Genomic DNA, 21,946 nt, shown 5'->3' on the forward strand with positions numbered 1-21,946 from the left:
TTCCTTCTTTTCTGTCCGGCTTGTGCTCTTTGGGGGCAAGCCACAGAGAAGATGGATCTTACTCCAAAGGACTACCACCTATGGCACTATTTATTGGATCCAAAAATTTCCGATAATGGTAATTGGGCCTCATATTTACTACATTATCAGAATGCCGAAGATACTTTGGTACTGCAGCATATCTCCAATAAAAAACGTTATGCATTTCCAAATGGGAGCGAACCTCGTTTTCTTGGGGATAGATGGTTTGTCTATAAAACCGCAAACACCCTCGAAATTTTTGATTTGGAAATCCATTCCAAACAACAAGTTCCTAATATCATAACCTATAAAGTATCACCCAATAATGAATATCTGTTTGCCTTATCGGAAAAAATAGCAAATGAAAAGAGAGAAAAAAGACTTGAAATCTTGAAACTTGGGTCGGGAAATAAACGTAGTATAAAGAATGTCCAGGATTTTATCCCTAATGAAAATGGGAATTTATTGGCCCTAATGGTTAAAGAGGACAATTCGTGGAGTTTAAAAGTAGTAGAGGTACACAATAATAAAATTTTTCCTATTACCATATATAACACTCATAATCCGATAAGTAATATAGTTTGGAGTCCGAAAAATCAAATTGCTTTTTTTGAAAAAAGTGGTAGGGAAGGGAGTAAAAGAATTCTTTGGCTTAACAGTGTGAAACGGAAATTGGATCCAAAAGTATTTGATATAAAGAACAGGTTAGATATTGACAGTACCTTGCAGGTTTACGATAATCCACTGGCGTCCTTGAGCTTTTCTGAGGACGGAAACAAGCTTTTTTTCCAGCTTAAACAACGTAAGGACACAAGAAGTGTGGATAATCACGGCTCCAGCGTACAAGTATGGAATGCAAAGGATAAATTAATTTATCCGGTTCATGAAGGAAATAAAGGGTTTTTTGAAAATCCTGCATTTACCATGTGTTGGAATCTTGGAACCGACACTACCTTCCCCTTGGGCGATGACCAAAGCTCTAAGGCAATATTGATTAAAGGCTCAAACTATGTATATACCCATAGTATATTGGATGATATGATTGCCCACGATGAGAGTCGGGCCCCTACGCCCATATATGTGTATAACTTGATAGATGGCAGCAAACGTTTCGTGATGTGGCGAAAGCCTTATATGCCTATTAAGGTTTCCCCGTCAGGAAGAAACCTCATTTATTTTGACGAAAGTAATTGGTGGATCTATAATGCCAAAAATGACCAGCACACAAATATTACAAAAAACATTTCAAGTATATTTAAGAATATGGAATACGATTGGTCGGGTGTTAAACCTCCATATGGCCTTTTGGGATTTACTAATGATGAGAATAAAATTATAATTTATGATAAATATGATCTTTGGGAGATTTCTCTCAATGGAGCTACAGCCCAGAGACTTACTCGGGGAAAGGAGAATAATAGAATATTTAGATTTGTAAAGAGCGGGGAATATATAGCTAACGGTAATGGCTATTTAGTACCGAGAGTTGATTTAAAAAAGGGAATTATCTTAAAAGGGGAAACATGGAATGGAGATACCGGATATTATAGTCTATCGGACGGCGGTATAACGAAAGTAATAGTCGAAGCAGACGCTAAAGTGGATTGGTTACAGAAAGCAAAAAACAAGGATACCTATCTTTATACCATCGAAAAGTTTGATATGCCTCCAAAGTTAATGTTGGTGAGTACATCCCACCAAGCGGTCGAACTCTTTCGTAGCAATCCCCAGCACGAAAAATATAAATGGGGGAAAGCTGAACTTGTGAAATATTCAACTGAAAAAAAAGATAACTTAAAGGGTGCATTGTTCTATCCTGCGGATTTTAATCCCCAAAAAATGTATCCAATGGTTGTATTTATCTATGATAAAATGAGCGGAACATTAAATAAATATGAAAACCCTACTCTTTATACAGCGGCCGACATCAATATTACCAATTTCACCTCAAGAGGCTATTTTGTCTTTTGTCCAGACATCCAGTATATAAATAATGAGGTTGGTAAATCGGCCCTCGAATGTGTAGAGGCTGGGGTATCTGCTGTTTTAAATATAGCTCCCATCTCTCCATTAAAGATCGGATTGTTTGGCCATTCATTTGGTGGCTATGAAACTTCTTATATTATAGGGAATTCAAAAATGTTCGCCGCAGCAATTAGTGAATCGGGAATACACGATGTAAAATGTTTTTACTTTTCGATGGCTTGGTTATGGAATCTGCCACAATATGCCCGATTTCTAAATTCCCAGCAAAGATATTCGATTCCTTATTTTGAAAATCCATTTATATATGAGGAAAATTCGCCAATCAATTATGTCGCATCAATACGTACTCCCCTTCTGACCATCACCGGAGGCACGGATACTAATGTAAATTGGGAACAATCCGTACAAATGTATAACGCAATGAGGTTATTGGGTAAGGAACATATAATGCTAATTTATCCTGATGAAGGTCATGATTTTTTTGGGTTGGAAAATCAAATTGATATGACCTACAAGCGCTGGCAATGGTTTGATCATTATTTAAAGGATGAGCCTCCACTGCAATGGATGCTTCCTTAACCATAAAAAAAGGCTGAATAATCAGCCTTTCTTTAACAATACGAAAATATATCAAGGTTTAAATCGTATCTCGTTGCATGCAGTATGCATGCTATTCCAACCAAATGCTTGTTGTAGCGATGCATTTCTACATACTGGCCCTCCTGTTAAAGAACAGTCTACAGAAACTTTACAAGGCAACGGGGCATCAATATACCCCGTTGGGTCTGCATTGACATTTTCCATTGAATTACTGGCGAATGCACCGGCAATAGCAATGGCAAAAACTGCGAGTGGCAATAGCCACTTTTTTCGAAAATTTTTCATTGTATAAAAATTTTAATTAATAATATGCCTACTCTTTTTTACAGGTTTTCAGCTTCTCCTGACTTCGCGCTAAGTATTTTATTTTAAAAAGTTATCTTTGAAAGTAAACCTATATAACTTAGTATCTATAAGGGCGTATAGATTGTGGCCATACATCGAAATGGAGAGTAGCTTCTCCTTTGGATTGTGATACAGGTAAAAACTGAATTCATAGGTATTTGAGCTAATATTATATACATCAATTATTCCCGCAGCAATACCTTCAGGCTCGTACTTTCCTAAACGATCCGATTGAATAAGCAGATAATTGCCAAAACTACTTGATAGACCATTTACTCTTATTGATTTACCACTTAAGCGCCTTTCATGTGAAGATTCCAGCTCATCTATAAATATTTGTGGCTTTTCTATAGTGTCAATTGTTTTTTGTGTTTTAATTCCCTTAAGATCAAGTGAGGAAACGAGATATTTATTCTTATAATAGTAGGTGTAAATAACTTTATTGCTTTGCCTATTGAAGTGTAATTGTCCATCACGATCAAAATAACCATCTATATTACCTTCCAATATATTTGGGAACAATTCTATTTTTGGAACGGAATCTAATCTAATGGTGCCTAACAGATTATTCCCGGTTTCACTACTAATAGTTCGGATAACAAGATTTTTGGTATCCATTGGTTCAGCAAAATTGAAATAGGCCCTCGGGTAGAAAGTCTTGGTTACATTCCAATCGCTAATTTTACCTACATGAATAATTGGGACTGTTCCATCAAAAAGAAAAAAGATGCTATCAATAATTCGAACCCGTGGCATTTTGTATTGAACTTTGCTTTTTGGCAACTGTATTCTAAAATTTGTTGTATCCTTTAAATCAAAGGATATGCGAGTTACTTGTTTGGGAGCAGTATAATTGCCCAAATAAAGATTGTTTGCGTCACTCCCCCCAAAATAATAGGAATTGTAATTAAGTTCAACAGTATCCTTAGGTACTATTGGGTGATGCGGATATCGCCTTATAAAGGCGTTGTTTCTATGAATTTTTTTCTCGGAAAAAGCAAACAATATGGCCACGATACTTATCCCAATAATAGCAAGGGCAGCCAGCAAAAGCAGGGTCTTTTTTGCGGGATATCTGTTTGCAAAAAAGACCGCCACTGCTGCCAGAATCATGAAAAATATATTGAAAAAAATATGCTGTGTCCAGCTGAGTTTTTCTAATACTCCACCGCAGGAGCAGGGCACAAAGTCAGAGAAATTAAGGATGATAAAAATATAGGCCGTAAACATCACCATCAGTGTAAAACTGGCGTAGAGGGCAATGGTTCTAAAGCGTTCTATAATTAATAAACAAGCAATAAGAATCTCTATTCCCGGCACGGCCCAGGCAATAAAACCTGCGTATGCACTTAGTAATGGCGATTGTGCCAATTGCACAGTGAAGGTTTCAAAGTCAAGGAGCTTGCTAACTGCGGCGTAGAGGAATAGGAATACAAATAGATAGCTGCCCACATCTATGAAAGTGTTTTTAAAATATGATTTTTTAATTAGATGCCACATAAGATTGTGTTAAGTGCATTATTGAAGGTTTGTTAAAATTAGGGGGTGGGAACTAATGTAGAATTATAAAAAGGGCCCATAATTGAGCAAAAAGAGCCCAAAATTGGCTCTTAAGTTTTTGAATATTTCATTAATGCCAAAGTTTATGGTAGCGGTATTTAGGAGCTGCCGTTCTTAAACAAAACGTTCTTGTTGTGCTCTTATAACCAATTCGTTATCGGGAAGGCCTTCAACTTTAAAGAATTCCTTCATTTTGGTCCGCCTTCTTTGAATGGTAGTGCGGGAAATAAATAGTTTTTTCGGTATTTTATTTAAGGGGGTGCCCTTTAGTGTTTTTATATAAATGGGAATAGGGTATTTCTCAAATAGGGATTTGAAAAGCTTGGTTCAAGATTATTTAAGGAAGGTAGGCCTAAGCAATTAATGGAATTGGTAAATGTAAAAACTTTTGATGCGGGATTGGTGCAGTTGTATTATAAGCGTAAAAAATAAAATGTTATATGCAATAGAAGGTAGCCTAATTGCTTTTTTCCAACTTCTAAACAAGATTGGAGCCAGTTCACACTCGTGTCTCACAAATTTTGCTTCGCCAGTGCACACTGCGTACTCGGTTTAGCCTTTTGGAGCGTTTTTTAAAATCGTGTCTTTATATCCACCCCTGTAGGTGTTAATGGTATGGCCATTATCTTTCTAAACGTATTTCAAACGCAGAGAGTGGAGTGAATAAGGCGATAAGTTCCTACTATATTCCTACTCGCCTGCGTTTGCATACGCATTAGATCATGTTTCAATATGGTTTATTAGTAAGTTGGCTAATCGTTCAATTCAGAAACAATAATCTCATTGCCATCCATATCATAGCAATGGAAAAAAGAATATTCCGGGGTCTTAACAATTTCCGTTTTCAATTTTACCTTATTACTTAGTAGTCGTTCATAAAGCGTTTCAATATCAGTGGTATAAATTACCATTGTTGGCTGTTCCCCAGTTTGATTGCCTATCCGTTCTCTTTGTTTTTTAGTATCTGCCTTTAAAAACCAAATCCCTAAGGAATCGAGAGGTTCACTGCCCAAATGCAAGAACCGTTGCCCTACATCCGTAGTTACATCAAACATTCGTTTAAAGCCAAAGTTCACTTCATAGAAAGTCGCAGATCTTTCATAGTTTTCTACAAGTAGTACTATTCTACCTAAATAGTTTTTCATAAAAAATAAAATTTAAAGATTAATAAAAAAATAGCTATTACAGTAAGTTATACTGCAAAATTGCCTGTTGATAAAGCTTTTGAAATGCCTGTTCGTCGGTGGGTTCAATCCAGTTATAGCCAATGGCCTTCCATGCTTCCGTATAATGCTGTAACGCTAACAATTGAATATATTCATTACCACATACCACATAATCTGCCCAAAATTGCAGCAAATAACCTCCGTATTTTGTATGGTATTTTTTTGCTTCTGAATAACTATTAAACCACTTATGTATTAATCCAATCCCATTACTTCTAAAAAGGAGATCATTTCTTTCAATATGTTGCTTTAAATCTTCCCATCGTTTAAACCCGTATTCGGAAGCAACAATGTGGTACACGTCCTTTAAAAGAAGATGCTTTCTTTTTTTCTCAAACTCTGAAGAGGATAGGTTTTTAAAAAATGGAAGACGTAAGTAGTTTTTGACCGTAGTGTCAAAATCGGATTTAAATTTTTTGTGAATTAATTTGGCCTCAATTTTAATCTGATGAAGCCGTATAGGACGTAACACTTTCATAATATCCTTTTCGTTGCCATTACTCACTATTGGCGGATTTATGAAATGAATAAAAAAAGAAAAGAAAAGGTGACATCGTCTTTTGTGAGTACAGGCATCCTTTTAATACCTATGGACAAATTTAAAAATAAAAATGTTATTTCCCAAAATGATTTTCGTCCGTTGGTATCCACTGGCTCGCTTTTGAAAAGCGTGCCTATTTATTTCGGCATTTGTAATGCCCTTCACGGGGTTTGAAACCGAGAAAATTATTGTTTTTGGTATGCACCCCCGCTGCTACATTTTAAAGCCTACACCACATATTCAAACTACCCTAATCTGATAATTCAATTTTGCTTTATAAACTTCTTGGTACTACTTTTTTGAGCAGTATCCGTCACTTTTAAAAAATAAATGCCGGTATATAGATTATCGATATTGAGAAAATTGATTCCATTTGGGTCTGATTCACTCAGGAGAAGTTGACCAAGGTTGTTGTATATTTTTGCACCTACTATTTTGGTCGCACTTTCAATATTCACTATTTGGGTTGTTGGATTTGGATATATTGAAAAAGAAAATGTGCTGTTTTGTAGAAGGGATAGTATAAACGTGTTTTTATACCATATAATTTGACAATCTATATATGATGAAGCAACAATATCCATATCCAGATCCCCGTCCAAATCAGTTATTAAAACGTCATTTGCTTCGTAAACATTATCAGTTAAAATTATTTCAGCTCCGAAATTTCCCTGCCCGTCAATATTTTCAATCCAACCAATTTTATTTTGGTAATAGTGGGTAAAGGCAACATCCATATCATTATCATTATCTAAATCTCCAAAGGCAACTTCATTTGGTAATCCTTCTTGCGTAATTACAGTTACATTTCCAAAACTTCCATTACCATCAGTATTTTCAACCCAAATTAGATTTTCATCTGAATCTGTTGCGCCAATTACTACATCCATGTCTCCATCCATATCCATATCTACAGCATTTAATAAACGAACGCGACCGCCTGCTAATTGATAAATTAAGATTTCATCACTAAAGTTGCCCATGCCATCTAAATTCTTAAGCCAAGTTGCCTGTCCGGTACCTGAAAAACGTAGGCTTAATATATCAATATCGCCATCATTATCTAAGTCTGCTGGAAAAGTATCGGAATAAGTTCCGGCGAATGACGGAAGGTCGTGTTGGACGTTAAAATTTCCGAGTCCATCCGTGTTTTCCATCCATCCAAATGAAGAACTACTTCTAAACAAAATGTCAATATCATTATCCCCATCTATATCTGCTACTTCCAAAGCAGTTAAAATATTTACAACGCTATTTGAGATATCATTTACAGGTCCAAAATTCCCCAAACCATCAAGATTTTCGTACCAGACAATTTTTTTTATATTTGGAGAATGTGTGCCAGCAATGAGGTCTATATCATTATCACCATCAACGTCTGCAGCCCGTATATAGACCGCATGATTAGGATAATCTATCCCTTTTGGTTTTCCAAAATTTCCGTGTCCATCTATATTTTCGAACCACGCAATTAAACTATTCCCAGATGCATAGTCGTTATTTGATGCAGATATTAAATCCAGATCCCCATCACCATCCAAATCAGCCGAAGTTATTTTTTCTATATAGTCAACGTCTTCAACTATTATATTTTGGTTTCCAAAATTACCCATCCCATCTTCATTTTTATACCAACTAATTTTAGCACTTTTGGCGGCTATGCACATCACATCCAAATTTCCGTCATTATCAACGTCTGCGATTTTGATACCCGTTGGTAAGCTAACCTTATCAGATACTATTCTGGCTGAGGAAAAGGACCCTTGACCATTCAGGTTTTCAAAGAAGCCAAAATAATTGTCGTTTTTGGCTGCAAAGAATACATCATTATCACCATCGCTATCAATATCTTCCACATTTATGCCAATTGCTCCATCTATATTAGAACCAATGTATTGTAAAGGACCGAAATTACCAGCGCCATCAATATTTTCCTGCCATGCAACAAAATCATTAATATTACTCGTTGAAATTATATCATGATCACCATCATTGTCAATATCCGCTGCAAATACCGAGGTGGGTTCACTTACTCCAGAACTAATTATCCTTTTTAGACCAAATGTTCCATTGCCATCTAAATTTTCATACCAGATTAGTGAGTTATCATAATAAGTAGCTAATAATATGTCTTTGTCCCCATCGCCATCCAAATCAGCTGTTTTTAATGATATTGCTTCTGCAACATCGCCATCTACAATAGTCTGACTTCCAAATTGGCCCAACCCATTTAAATTTTCAAGCCATACTACTCTATTTCCATTAAAGTAGTGTGACGACAATAAATCTAAATCGCCATCAGAATCAATATCATCAAAATAAACTGATCCTTTAAAATCTGAAATATTACGCTCTACTCCAAAATTTCCAAGTCCATCCAGATTTTTGAACCAAACAATTCTATTAGCGTAATTATTACTCACTATGGCGTCCAAATCCCCATCTCCATCTATATCGGCTAAAAATGGAGCAGCTACATAATGAGTAAAAGGATAGTTTTTTATTAACTTTCTTATTCCATATGTTCCTTGACCATCGGTATTTTCATACCAAACTACATTGCTATTTCCAGCGGTCATAATGTCCAAATCACCATCCCCGTCAATATCACCAAAAAAAGCATCACTGGGTCTAATAACATAACTATTATCTGTTATGATCTTTTCTTCAAAAGTGGTCTGAGCCAATAAAAGATTAAATGAGGAGAGGACTAATGTGAATAAAAGATTTGATTTCATATTTTTTTTTAGAAGTGCAATATATTAAAATTTTGTTAATAGAATGGGTTTGTTTGTTTGGGTAGCGTCTTGTAAATTAGTGAATAGGTGAGTGTGTGGATCTGGTAGTTTGATTTTTTTGATAGTGATTTTGCTTCTTTCTATATACATTCATTTTTACCCCTTCCTTCCTTTCGTTTCCGTTGAGGGTAAACTAGTTAATCTGGTTGTTCAGGACAGGCTATTTTTCGAAAGCCTGGAGGAGCGTTTTTTATAGATAGCCATTCACAATCACTACTTCCGTTTTTTTTGTATTTTTAAATTACAATTATAAATTATGTGCTACCACACCAAACTAACTGCTGATAAAAGGCTGATTGAAGCAGAATTTGATGCCGAATTTTACGAACCGGAACTGTATGTTCCCAAAGAGGCTATCAATGGTTTTGCTTTTGCGAAAAATCCTATTGTTCTCGACGAGGATAAGGGGCATATCAGCATGGCAAACTGGGGCTTGATACCTTTTTGGGCAAAGGATGATTCCATAAGAAAGATGACATTGAATTCCCGAATTGAAACCGCCGCATCAAAACCCGCTTTTCGGAATTCCGTAAAAAACCGTTGTCTTGTGATTGCCGATGCCTTTTATGAATGGCAGTGGCTCGATGCGAAAGGAAAGGAAAAACAAAAATATATTATCAAGCCCACCGCTCAGGAAATCTTTGGCTTTGCAGGGTTTTACAGCGAATGGATCAATCCTTCAACCGGTGAAAACATGACTACCTATACAATAGCAACTACCGAAGCAAACGAGCTAATGGAGGAGATACACAACAATAAAAAAAGAATGCCCATAATATTAAAAAAGGAAAATAGAAGGGATTGGCTAGAAGGAGGCGCTTTGGAAAATTTTCAGTTTCCTTACGAAGTTACATTAACAGCTAAAGCTATATAAATAATCACATTTTGCGATTTAATTGGGTTGCAACTACCTTTTTATAGGAATGAATTTCCTCCCGGTACATTGCTGTTCCTTTATAGGACGTTACTTTTAATCGGTCTTTTGTAAATCCAAATTGGAGTAGGGATTTAAGGGCAGCTTCTGCAAGGTCTTCCCGTAACCATTCTTTCCTAAAAGTATCATCAAGTATAAATGGAATTTCTCTTTCAAGGGAAATCACATTTTTATTTGCAGGATTGGTAATTATGCAGCAGGAAAAAAGTTCTTCGTCAATTAAGGAATAAATACCCGCAAATGCAAACAGTTTGCCCTTTGCCCCATCACCATTTGTAACCTTCCAAATTTTTCTATTTTTATTTCCCTCAATTAATTCGTTTAAATAAAATCCATCTGCCAAAATTAAACACTTACCAAAATTTAGGGAAGGCTTATTGTATTTTAAATTTAAAAACTTCTCGATAGAAATTGCATGCAGATTATATTGTTGCCGAAAGGAAAGAATATTATCACTTTCATTTGCGGGAATAAATCCCCAATGGGCGGGCCATATTCCATCGGGATCGTGCTGTGGTATGATATAGAGATTTGGAAAACCAAGCGCAGTTCTATAAGAATAGGGTTCATACTCACACATCACCCTAAAATAGGCATCAAAAAAATCCTCAATCTCTAAATCCGTTTTATTTAAAGAGACTTCAATACACATAAGTTAAATATAGAAACTTCTTCAATAATGGGATAAAATTTCATAAGGATTATTTCCAAATGGAATTTTAATCCTTAAAATTGACCATCCAATCTATTCCATAATTATCGGTGGATCTTCCTTAAGGTGCTGCCCTCATTTTTTTTAGAAATGGAGTTATCCCCCTATAAGTTCGCCCCCGTTGATATGAATAAATTGTCCCGTTATATAACTGCTGTCCTCGCTGGCTAAAAAAACATAGGCAGGACCCACCTCACTGGGTTGTCCCGCTCTTCCCATCGGGGTATCTTGACCAAAATCAGTTACATCATCAAATGTTGCGGGAATAAGGGGCGTCCATATGGGGCCTGGTGCTACTCCGTTTACACGTATGCCCTTTGATGCAAGATTGCTGGACAGTGAGCGCGTAAAACTAACAATAGCGCCCTTTGTGCTGGCGTAATCCATCAAATGATCACTTCCCCTATAGGCGGTTACGGAACTGGTGATTATTATAACGTCTCCCTTCTTTAAATGAGGAAGCGCTGCCTTGGCTATATAAAAATATGCGAATATGTTGGTTTGAAAAGTTTCCGTTAATTGTTGCTCCGAAATCTGTTCCAGCTTGTCTTTTGGAAATTGTACGGCGGCATTATTGACTAAAATATTTAATTTCCCGTAGTGCTTTATACACTCAGCAATACTCTTTTTACAAAACTTTGCATCCTTTAAGTCTCCTTCCAATATTAAACATTTGCTCCCTTCCTTTTCAACCATCCTTTTGGTTTCTTTTGCATCTTTGTTTTCCTCTAAATAAACAATGGCCACAGAAGCACCCTCCCTGGCAAAGTGTACGGCTACACTCCTTCCAATACCACTGTCTCCCCCGGTAATAAATGCTACTTTGCCTTTTAATTTACCACTGCCTTTATAATTTTCTCGAATAATCTCCGGTTGTGGTTTCATTTTATTTTCCTCCCCGGGCTGAGATTGCGTTTGGGAAGGAAATTTCTTTGGTTTGGATTTCTCTTTTTCCATAGTGTGTTTTTTATTTTTAAAATTATTAAACATTTAGCTATAATGTAGATAGTTTAGAATTGTTTTAACGAAGGTGGCATAATCTTAAAAAGATAAAAAAGATCTCCGTACATATGCTTTTAGTTAATTATTTTAAAAATAGGTGCCAATGGAATGTTATAAGGTATTTACTATTAGAAATTTGACGCTACTTTTAATAAAAAAAAATTTTAAAATTGAATTGCTATGAAAAATGAAAGAAATCAAACGGGCAAGGAGAACAATCTACAATTTGCTGGAAACAACCCTTCCCAGAATGACAGAAACCAAGATCCCACAAGAAAACAAGGGGATGATTGGAATCAAGAAGAAGAGTAGGTAATATGATTGCCTAGTCAATTTGGCCTCCATCATTTATGATGGAGGTTTTTTTATAAAATTTTCTTCACTACATTTCATTTACCTCCTGTCTCTCTCCGTCCTTCTTCATCCAGATTGATATTGTTTATAAAATTCCTACTGGAATAATTCCAAACAAATGGAAATATTCCATATTTTTGTATTGATGAAAAAATCAATTCTCCATCTTGATTTGGATACTTTCTTTGTGTCGGTAGAGCGCTTGCTAAATAGCGAATTGCTAAAAAAGCCGGTATTGGTAGGGGGTACGGGCAGTAGAGGAGTGGTAGCCGCCTGTAGTTATGAAACCAGAAAATATGGTGTCCGCTCGGGGATGGCAATGAAAATCGCAAAACAACTTTGTCCCCAAGCAATTGTTATTCGTGGCAATGCGGGTACCTATATGAAGTACTCAAATCTTATCACGGATGTTATTCGTGATTCCGTCCCATTATTTGAAAAAACAAGTGTGGATGAGTTTTATGTTGACCTGACTGGCATGGACCGATTTTTTGGAAACTATAAGTTTGCTTGCGAACTGCGCAAACGTATTATCAAGGAATCGGGATTGCCAATTTCTTTCGGACTCTCCCAAAATAAAATAGTGAGCAAGGTGGCAACGGGTGAGGCCAAACCCAACAACCAGCTTAAAATTGATTACGGTTTTGAAAAGGCGTTTTTGGCGCCATTGTCCATCCGAAAAATACCGATGATCGGCAAAGCCACTGCCCAAACTTTAATCCACCTGGGGATTGATCGCGTAAAGCTCATCCAGGAAATGCCGGTGGAAATGCTTACTTCCGTTATGGGCAAGAACGGGCAGACCATCTGGAACCGTGCCAATGGAATTGACAGCACCCCCGTAATTCCCTATTGCGAACGCAAATCAATCTCCAATGAGCGCACATTCAATCTTGATACAATAGATGTCCAGAGACTCCGGGACACCCTTACCGCTATGGTAGATACCCTGTGTTACCAACTCAGGCTTGGAAATAAAATGACGGGTTGTGTCTCCGTAAAAATCAGATACTCCGATTTCCAGACCTATAACAAACAAATTCGCATTCCCTACACCAGTGCCGACCATATTCTAATACCCGCCGCAATGGAACTTTTTAATAAACTCTATGAACGCAGGATATTGGTTCGGCTAATAGGTGTAAAGTTTTCCCATTTGGTTGGCGGCCATTACCAAATTAACCTTTTTGACGATAACGAAAAGACATTGAACCTCTATAAATCCTTGGATCATATCCGTAACCGTTTCGGGGCAGGCAGTGTTATGAAGGCTTCCACACTGGATGTGCGGACCGTTATCTCCGGCCGTAATCCATTTGATGGCGAACCGCCCATTTTATTGGCCCATAGAAATCAATAATGTATATCAATTGCCATACATATTACTCTTTGCGGTACGGGGTGCTTTCAGTACCCCAACTCTTGCAATTGGCAAAAGAACATACTATCGAATCTTTGGCACTTACTGATATTAACAGTACCTCCGCCTGTCTGGAATTTATAAGGGAAGCAACAAAAGAAAACCTTAAACCCGTGGTTGGGGCCGATATTCGTAACGGAAACACCCGATGCTATGTCTGCTTGGCAAAAAACAATAATGGCTACCTGGAAATCAACCAATTTTTAACCCAATACCTTCATGCTAAAAAGGACTTCCCCGAAATCCCACCCTCATTTTTGAATGTAATAACTATTATTCCCTTTGAAAAAGTACTTGAATATGAACTGGAATCCTTCGCTCCAAATTGGTACATCGGCATTTCTGTAGCAGACCTTAACAAATTAAAATTCTCCCATCTAAAACAGCATACTGAAAAACTGGTGTTATTACAGTCTGTAACCTTCTGCAATCAAACACATTTCAATATCCACAGATTACTGCGGTGCATAGACCTAAATATTGTGTTAAGCAAATTGCCGGAACTAGAACAGGGAAGTGCCAACGATAAAATGTACACTCTACATGAACTCGAAAGGCGGTTTGAGGATTTTGAATATATCTTATCAAACACCCGGTCTATTTTAAACTCCTGTACTATTGATTTTAAATTTGATGAAAAGCGCGTGAATCAAAACCAAGCTACCTATCTTTCCAATACCCAAGAGGATTATGAATATCTGGTTTCCTTGGTAAACCAAAGGATAGCGTCCCGATATAAAACGATAACCCTCAAAATAAAGGAACGGATTGAAAAGGAACTTCATGCAATCCAGCAAATGGACTTTGTTTCTTACTTTTTAATCAATTACGATATTGTTCAATATGCGATAAAGAATGACTATCCCTACATTGGGCGGGGCAGTGGGGCAAATAGTGTTGTCGCTTATATTTTGGGGATTACCAATGTGGACCCGATTGAATTGGACCTCTATTTTGAACGTTTCATCAACCTGTATCGTTCCTCACCGCCTGACTTTGATATAGATTTTTCTTGGAAGGACAGGGATGATGTTACCCGCTATATTTTTGAACGTTTCCCAAATACCGCCCTTATGGGTACTTATGTAACGTTTCAATTCAAAGCAGTTGTTCGGGAGCTTTCCAAAGTATTTGGACTGCCAAAAGCCGAAATTGATGCGTTTTTAAAAGGCGACAGAGAGCATAAAAAAAATGACCATTACTTTAAACTGGTAACAAAATATGCCACTCTTATCCATGGGGTCCCAAATTACCTGAGTGTGCATTCTGGCGGTATCGTAATTACCAAAAACCCCGTACAGGCTTATTGCGCCACCTTTATGCCGCCCAAGGGTTTCCAAACCCTGCAGATAGATATGCACATTGCGGAAGCAGTAGGTATTTTTAAATTCGATATCCTTGCCCAACGCGGACTTTCAAAGATTAAAGATACCATTCAATTGATCAGGGAAAACCAACCCGAGGCCCAGATCAGAGACATTGATGATACCACTCCATTTAAGAATGATCCAGAAATTAACGCCCTTCTAAAAGTAGGGGACTGTATGGGCGTTTTTTATGTGGAGTCGCCCGCCATGCGTACCCTTATGACCCGTCTGCAGACCCAGGATTATTTAGGTCTGGTTGCCGCCAGTTCTATCATTCGTCCCGGCGTTACCAATGGCGGGATGAAGAATGCCTATATAGAGCGACATCGATTTCCAGAAAAAAGGGCAGAGGCACATCCCGTTCTTTTGGAAATTATGCCCGAGACCTATGGGGTAATGGTGTATCAGGAAGATGTTCTCAAAGTTGCACATTATTTTGCAGGCTTGAGTTTGGCCGAAGCAGATGTATTGCGAAGGGGAATGAGCGGCAAGGGCAGGAGCAAGGAACAATTTGATGCCCTGGAAAGGAAATTCTATGAAAACTGTAAAGAGAAGGGCTACACCCAAAAAGTGATAGAAGAAGTTTGGGATCAAATCAAAGCATTTGCCGGCTATGCGTTTGCCAAGGGACATTCGGCATCCTATGCGGTAGAGAGCTACCAGAGCCTGTACCTTAAAAAATATTTTCCATTGGAGTTTATGACTGCGGTTCTTAACAATGGCGGAGGCTTTTATAATCTGGACACCTATATAAACGAAATCTTCAGATGTGGCGGTACGGTTGAAAATCCTTGCATAAACAATAGCGACCACGGCAATTGCATAAAGGGGAAAACAGTGTACCTAGGTTTTGGGATGATAAAGGATCTGGACCATCGCAGTATTCAAAAAATACTCAATGAACGCCAACTTTTTGGTCTTTTCAAAAACTTTAATGATTTTTTGGATAGATGTAAATTGGGATTGGAACAGCTACTATTGCTAATCCGATTAAATTCCTTTAGAGCTTTAGAACCCAATAAACACAGATTAATGTGGTTTGCGCACCTAAACAACAATTCGTATAAAAGCCAGCACAACCAACCCCAATTATTTAAACCTAAACGGGTAAATTATAATTTACCCTTATTAAAAAGCGAACACATTATTGACGCCTATGACAATCTTGAATTGTTGGGCTTTACGTTACACAACGATTTCAATTTCATAAAACCAGGTAATTATCCCACCACCAAGGCAAGAGATTTAAAAAATTTTGTAGGTAGGGAAATTACAATTCTCGGCAAACTGGTCACCTCCAAAACTACAAAAACTTCAAAAGGAGACTATATGGCTTTTTCCACCTTCTTGGATAGAAAAGGGGTATGCTTTGATAGTGTCCAATTCCCAAAAGTAATGACCAAATATCCAGTGATAGGTATGGGAATTTACTTTATAAAAGGAACTGTAACTGAAGATCTGGGTTACTATGCTATAACTACAGAACAGCTGGTAAAAGTACCGCGTCTTCCTGACCCTCGATTTACCGAAGAACAAAAAACACAAAAATCAATTTCGCAATAACCAAAAATCCATAATTGATTATCTACAGCATACCCCTAGCAAATTCATTAAATTAATAGTAAAACACCTTTTTGCAACAAAGCTTACTGTTTTTAACTTGGGAGCATCTTGTGAAAATTTGAAGCAGTTTTATCTGTCTAATACCCTGGGATCTTCTTAATTAATAATACTTATCAAGCTATTTTACTCCGAAACCTAATGCTCATTTTTTCTCCAGCTTTTCAGAAAATGTACATTTTAATAGATTTTTTTGAATCATTCTTCATTCCCAGTTTTAAAATAAAAAAACATAGCTTACAAATCTCCCACCGCTATTGCCCTGGCCGTAAAGGATTCAAAGTCCAGGAGCTTGCTTATTGAGGCGAAGAGGAATAGGAATACAAACAGATAAGTACTAACAACTATCGTAGTGTTTTTCAAATATGATTTTTTAATTAGAGAACACATAAGGTTGTGTTTAGTGCGTTATTGAACGTTTGTTTAAATTAGGGGGTGGGAACTAATGTAGAATTATAAAAAGAGCCCATAATTGAGCAAAATGAGCCCAAAATTGGCTCTTAAGTTTTTCAATAATTCATTAATGCCAAAGTTTATGGTAGCGGTATTTAGGAGCTGCCGTTCTTAAACAAAACGTTCTTGCTGTGCTCTTTTAACCAATTCGCTATCGGGAAGGCCTTCAACTTTAAAGAATTCCTTCATTTTTGTCCGCCTTCTTTGAATGGTAGTGCGGGAAATAAATAGTTTTTTCGGTATTTTATTTAAGGGGGTGCCCTTGGAAAGTTCGTTTAAAATTAAATAATCCTGTTGGCCAAGTATATCCTCATTATAGATATATTTTGTTATCAACTGAATAACAGTACGGCTGTAAAAAATAGAATAATCCGTTAATTGTTGTACGGCTAAACGCAAAGTTTCGGCATTACAATCCAACGCGTCCATAAATCCATCTATAGAAACAAGGTTACTTAGCTGTAAAATTTGGAAAACGGTGGTATGGGGAATGATAACCAGCTTTTTCGGAATAGGATATTTTAAATCCAGATATATTAAAAAATCTTTTGGACACTTAAAATCCGTATATGTGGCAAAAGGAAAATCCAAGTTAAATATTACAAACTCAAAATTATTTTCCCCTAGCACCTTGTGTAAATTTCCAGCTGAAGCAATACTGGGACTTATTATGAAAGGTTCAAATTTGACACCCATTTTCTCTCCCATCTCCTCAAATACATCCAAAATCAATTGCCTTAGGGAGGGTAGCTGTTCTAGCAAAAGATATTTTTTGATGCGCTTCTTCAAAATGCTTAATTTTTAAACTCCATTTACTTTTATACATAAACAGTTGACTCAATTTTATTACCCTTACAATAATCCTGCTTCCTTAGCGCCTTTGATCAGCTGTACATCACTGCACCCTTGTTCCAGCTTCAGCACATCCCTAAGCTTATTTTTTCTTCTTTCTATGGACCGAAGGGACAAAGGGAGAATTGCTACCAGTTCCTTATTTAGTTTACCCAACGATAGGTGGTACAGCAATAACTTGTCATAATGGTCCAAAACATAGGGCTTTTCATAACCTTCGGTTAAAAATTTCCGCACCGTTTTTGTATAATAACACCCTCCCTCCAAAACTTCCTTACAGGCAGTCTGTAAAATATCGGGATTCAACTCGCTCTTTATAAGCAACCCTTCAGGATTTATTAATTTCATTAAATCCTGGAGCAGGGGATAAGTATCATACGCGGTAATTACCACTATTTTACTGCCTGCCTGCGCTTTCCGGATGGCAATCCCTAATTCCAAACCTGATAAATAGTCTAGGTCTTGGGGCAGCCCTATATCCAACAATACCAAATGGATCTCCCTCTTTTTAAAGTTGCTTTCCAAACTCGATACTGCCTCTGCAATGGAATGTGCCCTTTCAATTGAAAAGCTATATGCTTCCAACTTTTTTATCGAATCAATATACCCCTCCAGGATCATGGGGTGGTCATCTATCATCAAAATATTGATACAGGTTTTCATTGTATATTTAATTTAAATGGAATGCGTATCATCACAGTGGTCCCAATACCTATAGTGCTTTGTATGCTAAAGGTACCGTTCAGCTTCTGGCTTCTGGCTTCCATATTTTTCATTCCTAAGCCCCGTTTAACGCGAGCGTATTTAAACCCTTTCCCGTCATCAGTTACGTTGAGATAAAGTGTATCCAATTCCCTATACATCAGGATACTTATTTTGTGGGCTCTTGCGTGTTTTACCACATTTTGGAGTATTTCTTCCACAATCCGCTGTAAGTTAATTTTTGATACATACGATAGCTGTTGCCAATCAGCCGGGTTCTTACACTCAAAAACAGAGGTTAACCTGCCGATCTCGCTTTTCTCCGCCAAAAGTGTCTTCAGGGTATCTAAAAATCGTTCTTCCTCAGTATAAACAATACTTCTAAGTTTATGGGAAAGGTTGCGTATTTCGCTTTCCAACTGCTCCAATAAATTTAAATTCTTCCTATTCAGGCTTAGCATCTCCTTTTCTCCACCCACAGGGGCCGTCTGCCATTGAAAACGCAAGGTAAAAAGACGCGAGACTATATGGTCGTGCAACTCCTTCGAAATACGCTGCCGCTCCTCAGTTCTTCCCTTTTCCAGATTGGTCTTCTGCGTTAGGGCCATCAAGTACATATCCTCATCGTATTGCTGTTGTTCGCGCTCGAAAAGCAATTCCCTATTTTTTGATCGTTGCAGTTTGTTTAAATAAAGTAGGATTGAAATAGCAGAAATCGATACACCCACAATTATTATCCACAACCGCTGCCGGAAAAGACGCTCGTTTTCGGCTATGTATTTGGCAGTCTCATATCGTATCGCCGTAAATTTGTTTCTCAACTTACGGTCGCGGGCGTTAATGCTTTTGTCTATCTCAATATGCTGCCGTAAATAAGGTATGGTATTGGGCCGGTCCAATGCCGCCAACAACTCCAGTGCCTCCAATTTATGGTGCGTCAATTCTTTTCCGCTGGCCATTTCCAATGCTTCTTTTGCGTATGCTATCCCTTCCAAAGTATCGCCTATCTTCCCGTAGTAATTTGCAAGGTGCAATCTGCTCATAATGGAACCGGCGGTTTCTCCCAAACTATCCCGTAAGCGCATGGCAAAGCGCATATCTTGCTCCACATCATCCAATTTTCCTAAAAAGACCAAACAGTGCGCTTTATTATCCAGCAACATAGCGTGAAGGGCTGGACTTCTACTGAGTTCATTCACATAGGTAAGGGCAGTGGTGAAAACGGATTCCGCCTTTTCATAGTTCCTCATTTTATGAAATCGAACGCCTTGGTTGTTCAAGTTTTCCAATTTGTAATACAGGGAGTCCTTAAATGAAGGTATCAACTGGGAAGCTTTGTTGTAATAGTGCAGCGATTTATCAAATTCTTCCATATCGTCCGCATTATTGCCCAGTACATTATAACAGCGGTATTGTTGCCGGGGCTTTTTGGCCTGCTCAAAAATCTTGATGCATCGAAACAATAAAATTTCGGCCCCTGTCAGATCATGGGTTTCGCTGGCAATATATGCCATATTGTAAAGCATTTTTCCAGAATAATAGTCATTCTTTGCAGCGGTAAAATATTTATAGGCCCTATTGTAATGTTCATAACTTCTACCGTATTCCTTTCCTCTCAAATAGTAGGAGGCGTAGTTCCAATGGGCATCACCCAAATGCGCTGGGTTTTCCAAATCCTTCGCTAATTGCATCCCTTCCGCCGCGATCCTGATAAAGTAGCTGGTGTCAGGTAAATGTTCCGCTACCTCAACTAGTTTGCTTATCCGGGAGTACTTTACACTGTCCGCCCTTGTAGATCGTATAGCACTGTAGGCAATTTTTAAATAGCGCTCTCGCGTAATGGGAGATAGGCTGTCCTGTTGTGCTTTTAATAAATATTTTTCGAAATTCTGATGTAGGTGCGGGGTTTGTGCCGTGATGCCAATGGGCATAAAATATAGCCATAGCATAAGTGCAAATGTAATCTCCCGCCTACCATAGGGATAGTAGGTGATCATAGATTTAAGTTTCGGGGAGTAAACAAATCTAAGAAAAGCCTTCAAAATATAAAAGGCTTTTCTTTTTATCACATAATTGGTGGCATCAGTCCTTTTCATTATCAGGTTCCCTACTGTGTTCACCACCGCTTCCATAGATGGGAGGTGCTTTGTAAACATTTTTTTCATTGTTCAAGGGGGTAGGGGTACAGGAAATTAATAAACCAATAAAACCCGCAATACTGAGGTATAGAATTTTTGTTTTCATTGTGTACATGATTAATTAAACAATAGTTTTTGTCCCATCCTCTGAAATGGGAATCATTGTGCACAATGAACCGATCTTAAACCGGCCGGAGAGCAACCTCCTTATGGCTAAGGTAGTAGGCGCATTTTTAAATACCGAATTTTAAATATGCTAATCTGTGAATAGCAGGGTTGTACATGTGAAGAGGGGGGGTAGAGCATGTGAATGACATAAATTAGTAAATTGTTATAGGGGTTTTTTGGACCCACTTTTTAATGGTACTTATATTGGTTTTATATTTTCTCGTATACTTCAAAGGTTTTCCATGATGCCGCAAAAAGAGTTCTTTCCTTCCCATATTGATTTTAAACACATAAAAGGAATTGATAACCTGCCCCCTGTTAATCTTTTGAAAATGTTTGGGCAATAAGGGGAAAGTATGCTTTAGGTTCTTAAAGTTATGTACAAGCGAACCGTCCTTCATTATAAAATCAGTGGTATAATTATCGGCCTGTATAAAAACTACATTGTGAAGATTGATATAGTGAAAATCGTAGTATTCTTCAATGCAAAAAATTGAACTTGCTTCATAAGTGTATTTATAGTTTGAAAAAGTGCTCAATAGGCCTTCTCTTGTATAGGGAGCCAAGATAACATCCAAAAAACCGGACTTAAATGCTTCAAATCCTTTTGCAGGGGATGATGTAAGTCCAATATAATGCGGTATTTTACCAAAGTCATGGCCTATCGTCCTTAGTATATCGTCTATAGACATGGTAGCCTGGTCTAGATGTACCAGTATTAGTTCAGGGTAATGTCCAAGAAGCCTTTTCCGATAACTTGCCATTTCTTTTATAATCCCTAAACACTTTAATCCTAACGTCGCTTCAATCGTCGGCATAGCATCCAATAATGCTGGTGGCGGATCTCCTATTATTAAATAATAACGCAAACTATCGGGTTTTGATAGTGCATATTACTGCAATATGATTAAAGAAATTGGCGGGTACCCGCCAAAGTTGGCGGATACCCGCCAATGTTTTGGGCAACATTGTAATACTTTGCAATAGAAACATTTACAAACCCCGGCATGAAGTTTTTTATCAAAATATTTTCTTCCATCTGTCAAAGAGTGTCCTACACTTTTTTAAGAAATCAAAAAGCCGGAAAACCATAAATCAGGAATCGTTCTACAAATCCATATTTCATTAGCTAACTAAAAATTCAATA

At 37.5% G+C, this 21,946-nt stretch carries 18 protein-coding genes; 5 read left to right on the plus strand and 13 right to left on the minus strand.

Annotated features, from left to right (window positions below; all coding sequences use genetic code 11):
• Positions 1-51: 51 nt before the first annotated feature.
• Positions 52-2,586, plus strand: coding sequence for an alpha/beta hydrolase family protein (locus tag JK629_RS11795; protein ID WP_202335824.1), 2,535 nt, complete (start codon positions 52-54; stop codon positions 2,584-2,586).
• 51 nt (positions 2,587-2,637) lie between these two features.
• Here JK629_RS11795 and JK629_RS11800 read toward each other — a convergent pair whose 3' ends face one another.
• From JK629_RS11800 to JK629_RS11820, 5 genes are all read right to left on the minus strand, one after another.
• Entirely contained in the window at positions 2,638-2,892 is a 255-nt protein-coding gene (locus JK629_RS11800) for a DUF6520 family protein (protein WP_225626016.1), read from the minus strand.
• 78 nt (positions 2,893-2,970) lie between these two features.
• A complete protein-coding gene (locus JK629_RS11805) occupies positions 2,971-4,452 on the minus strand; it encodes a DoxX family protein (protein ID WP_202335826.1) in 1,482 nt (493 codons plus the stop codon).
• A gap of 812 nt (positions 4,453-5,264) precedes the next feature.
• Positions 5,265-5,657 (minus strand): VOC family protein, encoded by a 393-nt coding sequence (locus tag JK629_RS11810; RefSeq protein ID WP_202335827.1) that lies wholly within the window; start codon positions 5,655-5,657, stop codon positions 5,265-5,267.
• Positions 5,658-5,694: 37 nt separating this feature from the next.
• Positions 5,695-6,216 (minus strand): hypothetical protein, encoded by a 522-nt coding sequence (locus JK629_RS11815; RefSeq protein ID WP_202335828.1) that lies wholly within the window; start codon positions 6,214-6,216, stop codon positions 5,695-5,697.
• Positions 6,217-6,542: 326 nt separating this feature from the next.
• On the minus strand, positions 6,543-9,017 hold the full coding sequence (locus tag JK629_RS11820) for a T9SS type A sorting domain-containing protein (RefSeq protein WP_202335829.1): 2,475 nt from the start codon (positions 9,015-9,017) through the stop codon (positions 6,543-6,545).
• Positions 9,018-9,333: 316 nt separating this feature from the next.
• Here JK629_RS11820 and JK629_RS11825 point away from each other — a divergent pair, with 316 nt between their 5' ends.
• Entirely contained in the window at positions 9,334-9,951 is a 618-nt protein-coding gene (locus JK629_RS11825; RefSeq protein WP_202335830.1) for an SOS response-associated peptidase, read from the plus strand.
• Between the two features lie 4 nt (positions 9,952-9,955).
• Here the strand turns inward: JK629_RS11825 and JK629_RS11830 are convergent, their stop codons facing one another.
• Positions 9,956-10,663 carry an SOS response-associated peptidase family protein gene (locus JK629_RS11830; RefSeq protein ID WP_202335831.1) on the minus strand — a complete coding sequence of 236 codons (708 nt, stop codon included), beginning with the start codon at positions 10,661-10,663 and terminating at the stop codon, positions 9,956-9,958.
• A 156-nt stretch (positions 10,664-10,819) separates the two neighbouring features.
• Positions 10,820-11,680: an SDR family oxidoreductase gene (locus JK629_RS11835; RefSeq protein WP_202335832.1), complete on the minus strand. Its 861-nt coding sequence runs from the start codon at positions 11,678-11,680 to the stop codon at positions 10,820-10,822.
• 225 nt (positions 11,681-11,905) lie between these two features.
• Between JK629_RS11835 and JK629_RS15605 the strand changes: the two genes are divergently transcribed.
• The 3 genes from JK629_RS15605 (at position 11,906) to JK629_RS11845 (ending at position 16,429) form a co-directional block, all read left to right on the plus strand.
• The gene (locus tag JK629_RS15605) at positions 11,906-12,037 is read left to right on the plus strand and encodes a hypothetical protein (protein ID WP_262896509.1); all 132 of its coding nucleotides are present in this window, start codon (positions 11,906-11,908) and stop codon (positions 12,035-12,037) included.
• Positions 12,038-12,224: 187 nt separating this feature from the next.
• Positions 12,225-13,439: a DNA polymerase IV gene (gene dinB / locus JK629_RS11840; protein WP_202335833.1), complete on the plus strand. Its 1,215-nt coding sequence runs from the start codon at positions 12,225-12,227 to the stop codon at positions 13,437-13,439.
• Positions 13,439-16,429 carry a DNA polymerase III subunit alpha gene (locus JK629_RS11845; RefSeq protein WP_202335834.1) on the plus strand — a complete coding sequence of 997 codons (2,991 nt, stop codon included), beginning with the start codon at positions 13,439-13,441 and terminating at the stop codon, positions 16,427-16,429. Before dinB ends, JK629_RS11845 begins: the two co-directional genes overlap by 1 nt.
• 621 nt (positions 16,430-17,050) lie before the next feature.
• Here the strand turns inward: JK629_RS11845 and JK629_RS11850 are convergent.
• The 6 genes from JK629_RS11850 to JK629_RS15610 form a co-directional block, all read right to left on the minus strand.
• Positions 17,051-17,728 carry a hypothetical protein gene (locus JK629_RS11850; RefSeq protein ID WP_202335835.1) on the minus strand — a complete coding sequence of 226 codons (678 nt, stop codon included), beginning with the start codon at positions 17,726-17,728 and terminating at the stop codon, positions 17,051-17,053.
• A 63-nt stretch (positions 17,729-17,791) separates the two neighbouring features.
• Positions 17,792-18,454 carry a response regulator gene (locus JK629_RS11855; RefSeq protein WP_202335836.1) on the minus strand — a complete coding sequence of 221 codons (663 nt, stop codon included), beginning with the start codon at positions 18,452-18,454 and terminating at the stop codon, positions 17,792-17,794.
• Positions 18,451-20,490 (minus strand): tetratricopeptide repeat-containing sensor histidine kinase, encoded by a 2,040-nt coding sequence (locus JK629_RS11860; RefSeq protein ID WP_202335837.1) that lies wholly within the window; start codon positions 20,488-20,490, stop codon positions 18,451-18,453. The genes JK629_RS11855 and JK629_RS11860 overlap by 4 nt, the downstream gene beginning before the upstream one ends.
• 85 nt (positions 20,491-20,575) lie before the next feature.
• Entirely contained in the window at positions 20,576-20,737 is a 162-nt protein-coding gene (locus JK629_RS11865) for a hypothetical protein (RefSeq protein ID WP_202335838.1), read from the minus strand.
• A gap of 214 nt (positions 20,738-20,951) precedes the next feature.
• A complete protein-coding gene (locus JK629_RS11870) occupies positions 20,952-21,668 on the minus strand; it encodes a LytTR family transcriptional regulator DNA-binding domain-containing protein (protein ID WP_202335839.1) in 717 nt (238 codons plus the stop codon).
• A 38-nt stretch (positions 21,669-21,706) separates the two neighbouring features.
• Entirely contained in the window at positions 21,707-21,838 is a 132-nt protein-coding gene (locus JK629_RS15610; RefSeq protein WP_262896510.1) for a hypothetical protein, read from the minus strand.
• Positions 21,839-21,946 lie beyond the last annotated feature (108 nt).

It is taken from the genome of Aequorivita iocasae, from assembly GCF_016757735.1.
Classification (GTDB): Bacteria; Bacteroidota; Bacteroidia; order Flavobacteriales; family Flavobacteriaceae; genus Aequorivita; species Aequorivita iocasae.

What these genes read in the sequence shown, in the direction of transcription:
- JK629_RS11795 (WP_202335824.1), top strand. Translation starts at nt 52, where the DNA reads ATGGATCTTACTCCAAAGGACTACCACCTATGGCACTATTTATTGGAT.
- JK629_RS11820 (WP_202335829.1), bottom strand. Translation starts at nt 9,017, where the DNA reads ATGAAATCAAATCTTTTATTCACATTAGTCCTCTCCTCATTTAATCTT.
- dinB (WP_202335833.1), top strand. Translation starts at nt 12,225, where the DNA reads ATGAAAAAATCAATTCTCCATCTTGATTTGGATACTTTCTTTGTGTCG.
- JK629_RS11860 (WP_202335837.1), bottom strand. Translation starts at nt 20,490, where the DNA reads ATGATCACCTACTATCCCTATGGTAGGCGGGAGATTACATTTGCACTT.
- JK629_RS11800 (WP_225626016.1), bottom strand. Translation starts at nt 2,892, where the DNA reads ATGAAAAATTTTCGAAAAAAGTGGCTATTGCCACTCGCAGTTTTTGCC.
- JK629_RS11830 (WP_202335831.1), bottom strand. Translation starts at nt 10,663, where the DNA reads ATGTGTATTGAAGTCTCTTTAAATAAAACGGATTTAGAGATTGAGGAT.
- JK629_RS15605 (WP_262896509.1), top strand. Translation starts at nt 11,906, where the DNA reads ATGAAAAATGAAAGAAATCAAACGGGCAAGGAGAACAATCTACAATTT.
- JK629_RS11835 (WP_202335832.1), bottom strand. Translation starts at nt 11,680, where the DNA reads ATGGAAAAAGAGAAATCCAAACCAAAGAAATTTCCTTCCCAAACGCAA.
- JK629_RS11855 (WP_202335836.1), bottom strand. Translation starts at nt 18,454, where the DNA reads ATGAAAACCTGTATCAATATTTTGATGATAGATGACCACCCCATGATC.
- JK629_RS11815 (WP_202335828.1), bottom strand. Translation starts at nt 6,216, where the DNA reads ATGAAAGTGTTACGTCCTATACGGCTTCATCAGATTAAAATTGAGGCC.
- JK629_RS11865 (WP_202335838.1), bottom strand. Translation starts at nt 20,737, where the DNA reads ATGAAAACAAAAATTCTATACCTCAGTATTGCGGGTTTTATTGGTTTA.
- JK629_RS11845 (WP_202335834.1), top strand. Translation starts at nt 13,439, where the DNA reads ATGTATATCAATTGCCATACATATTACTCTTTGCGGTACGGGGTGCTT.
- JK629_RS11805 (WP_202335826.1), bottom strand. Translation starts at nt 4,452, where the DNA reads ATGTGGCATCTAATTAAAAAATCATATTTTAAAAACACTTTCATAGAT.
- JK629_RS11810 (WP_202335827.1), bottom strand. Translation starts at nt 5,657, where the DNA reads ATGAAAAACTATTTAGGTAGAATAGTACTACTTGTAGAAAACTATGAA.
- JK629_RS11825 (WP_202335830.1), top strand. Translation starts at nt 9,334, where the DNA reads ATGTGCTACCACACCAAACTAACTGCTGATAAAAGGCTGATTGAAGCA.
- JK629_RS15610 (WP_262896510.1), bottom strand. Translation starts at nt 21,838, where the DNA reads ATGGAAGAAAATATTTTGATAAAAAACTTCATGCCGGGGTTTGTAAAT.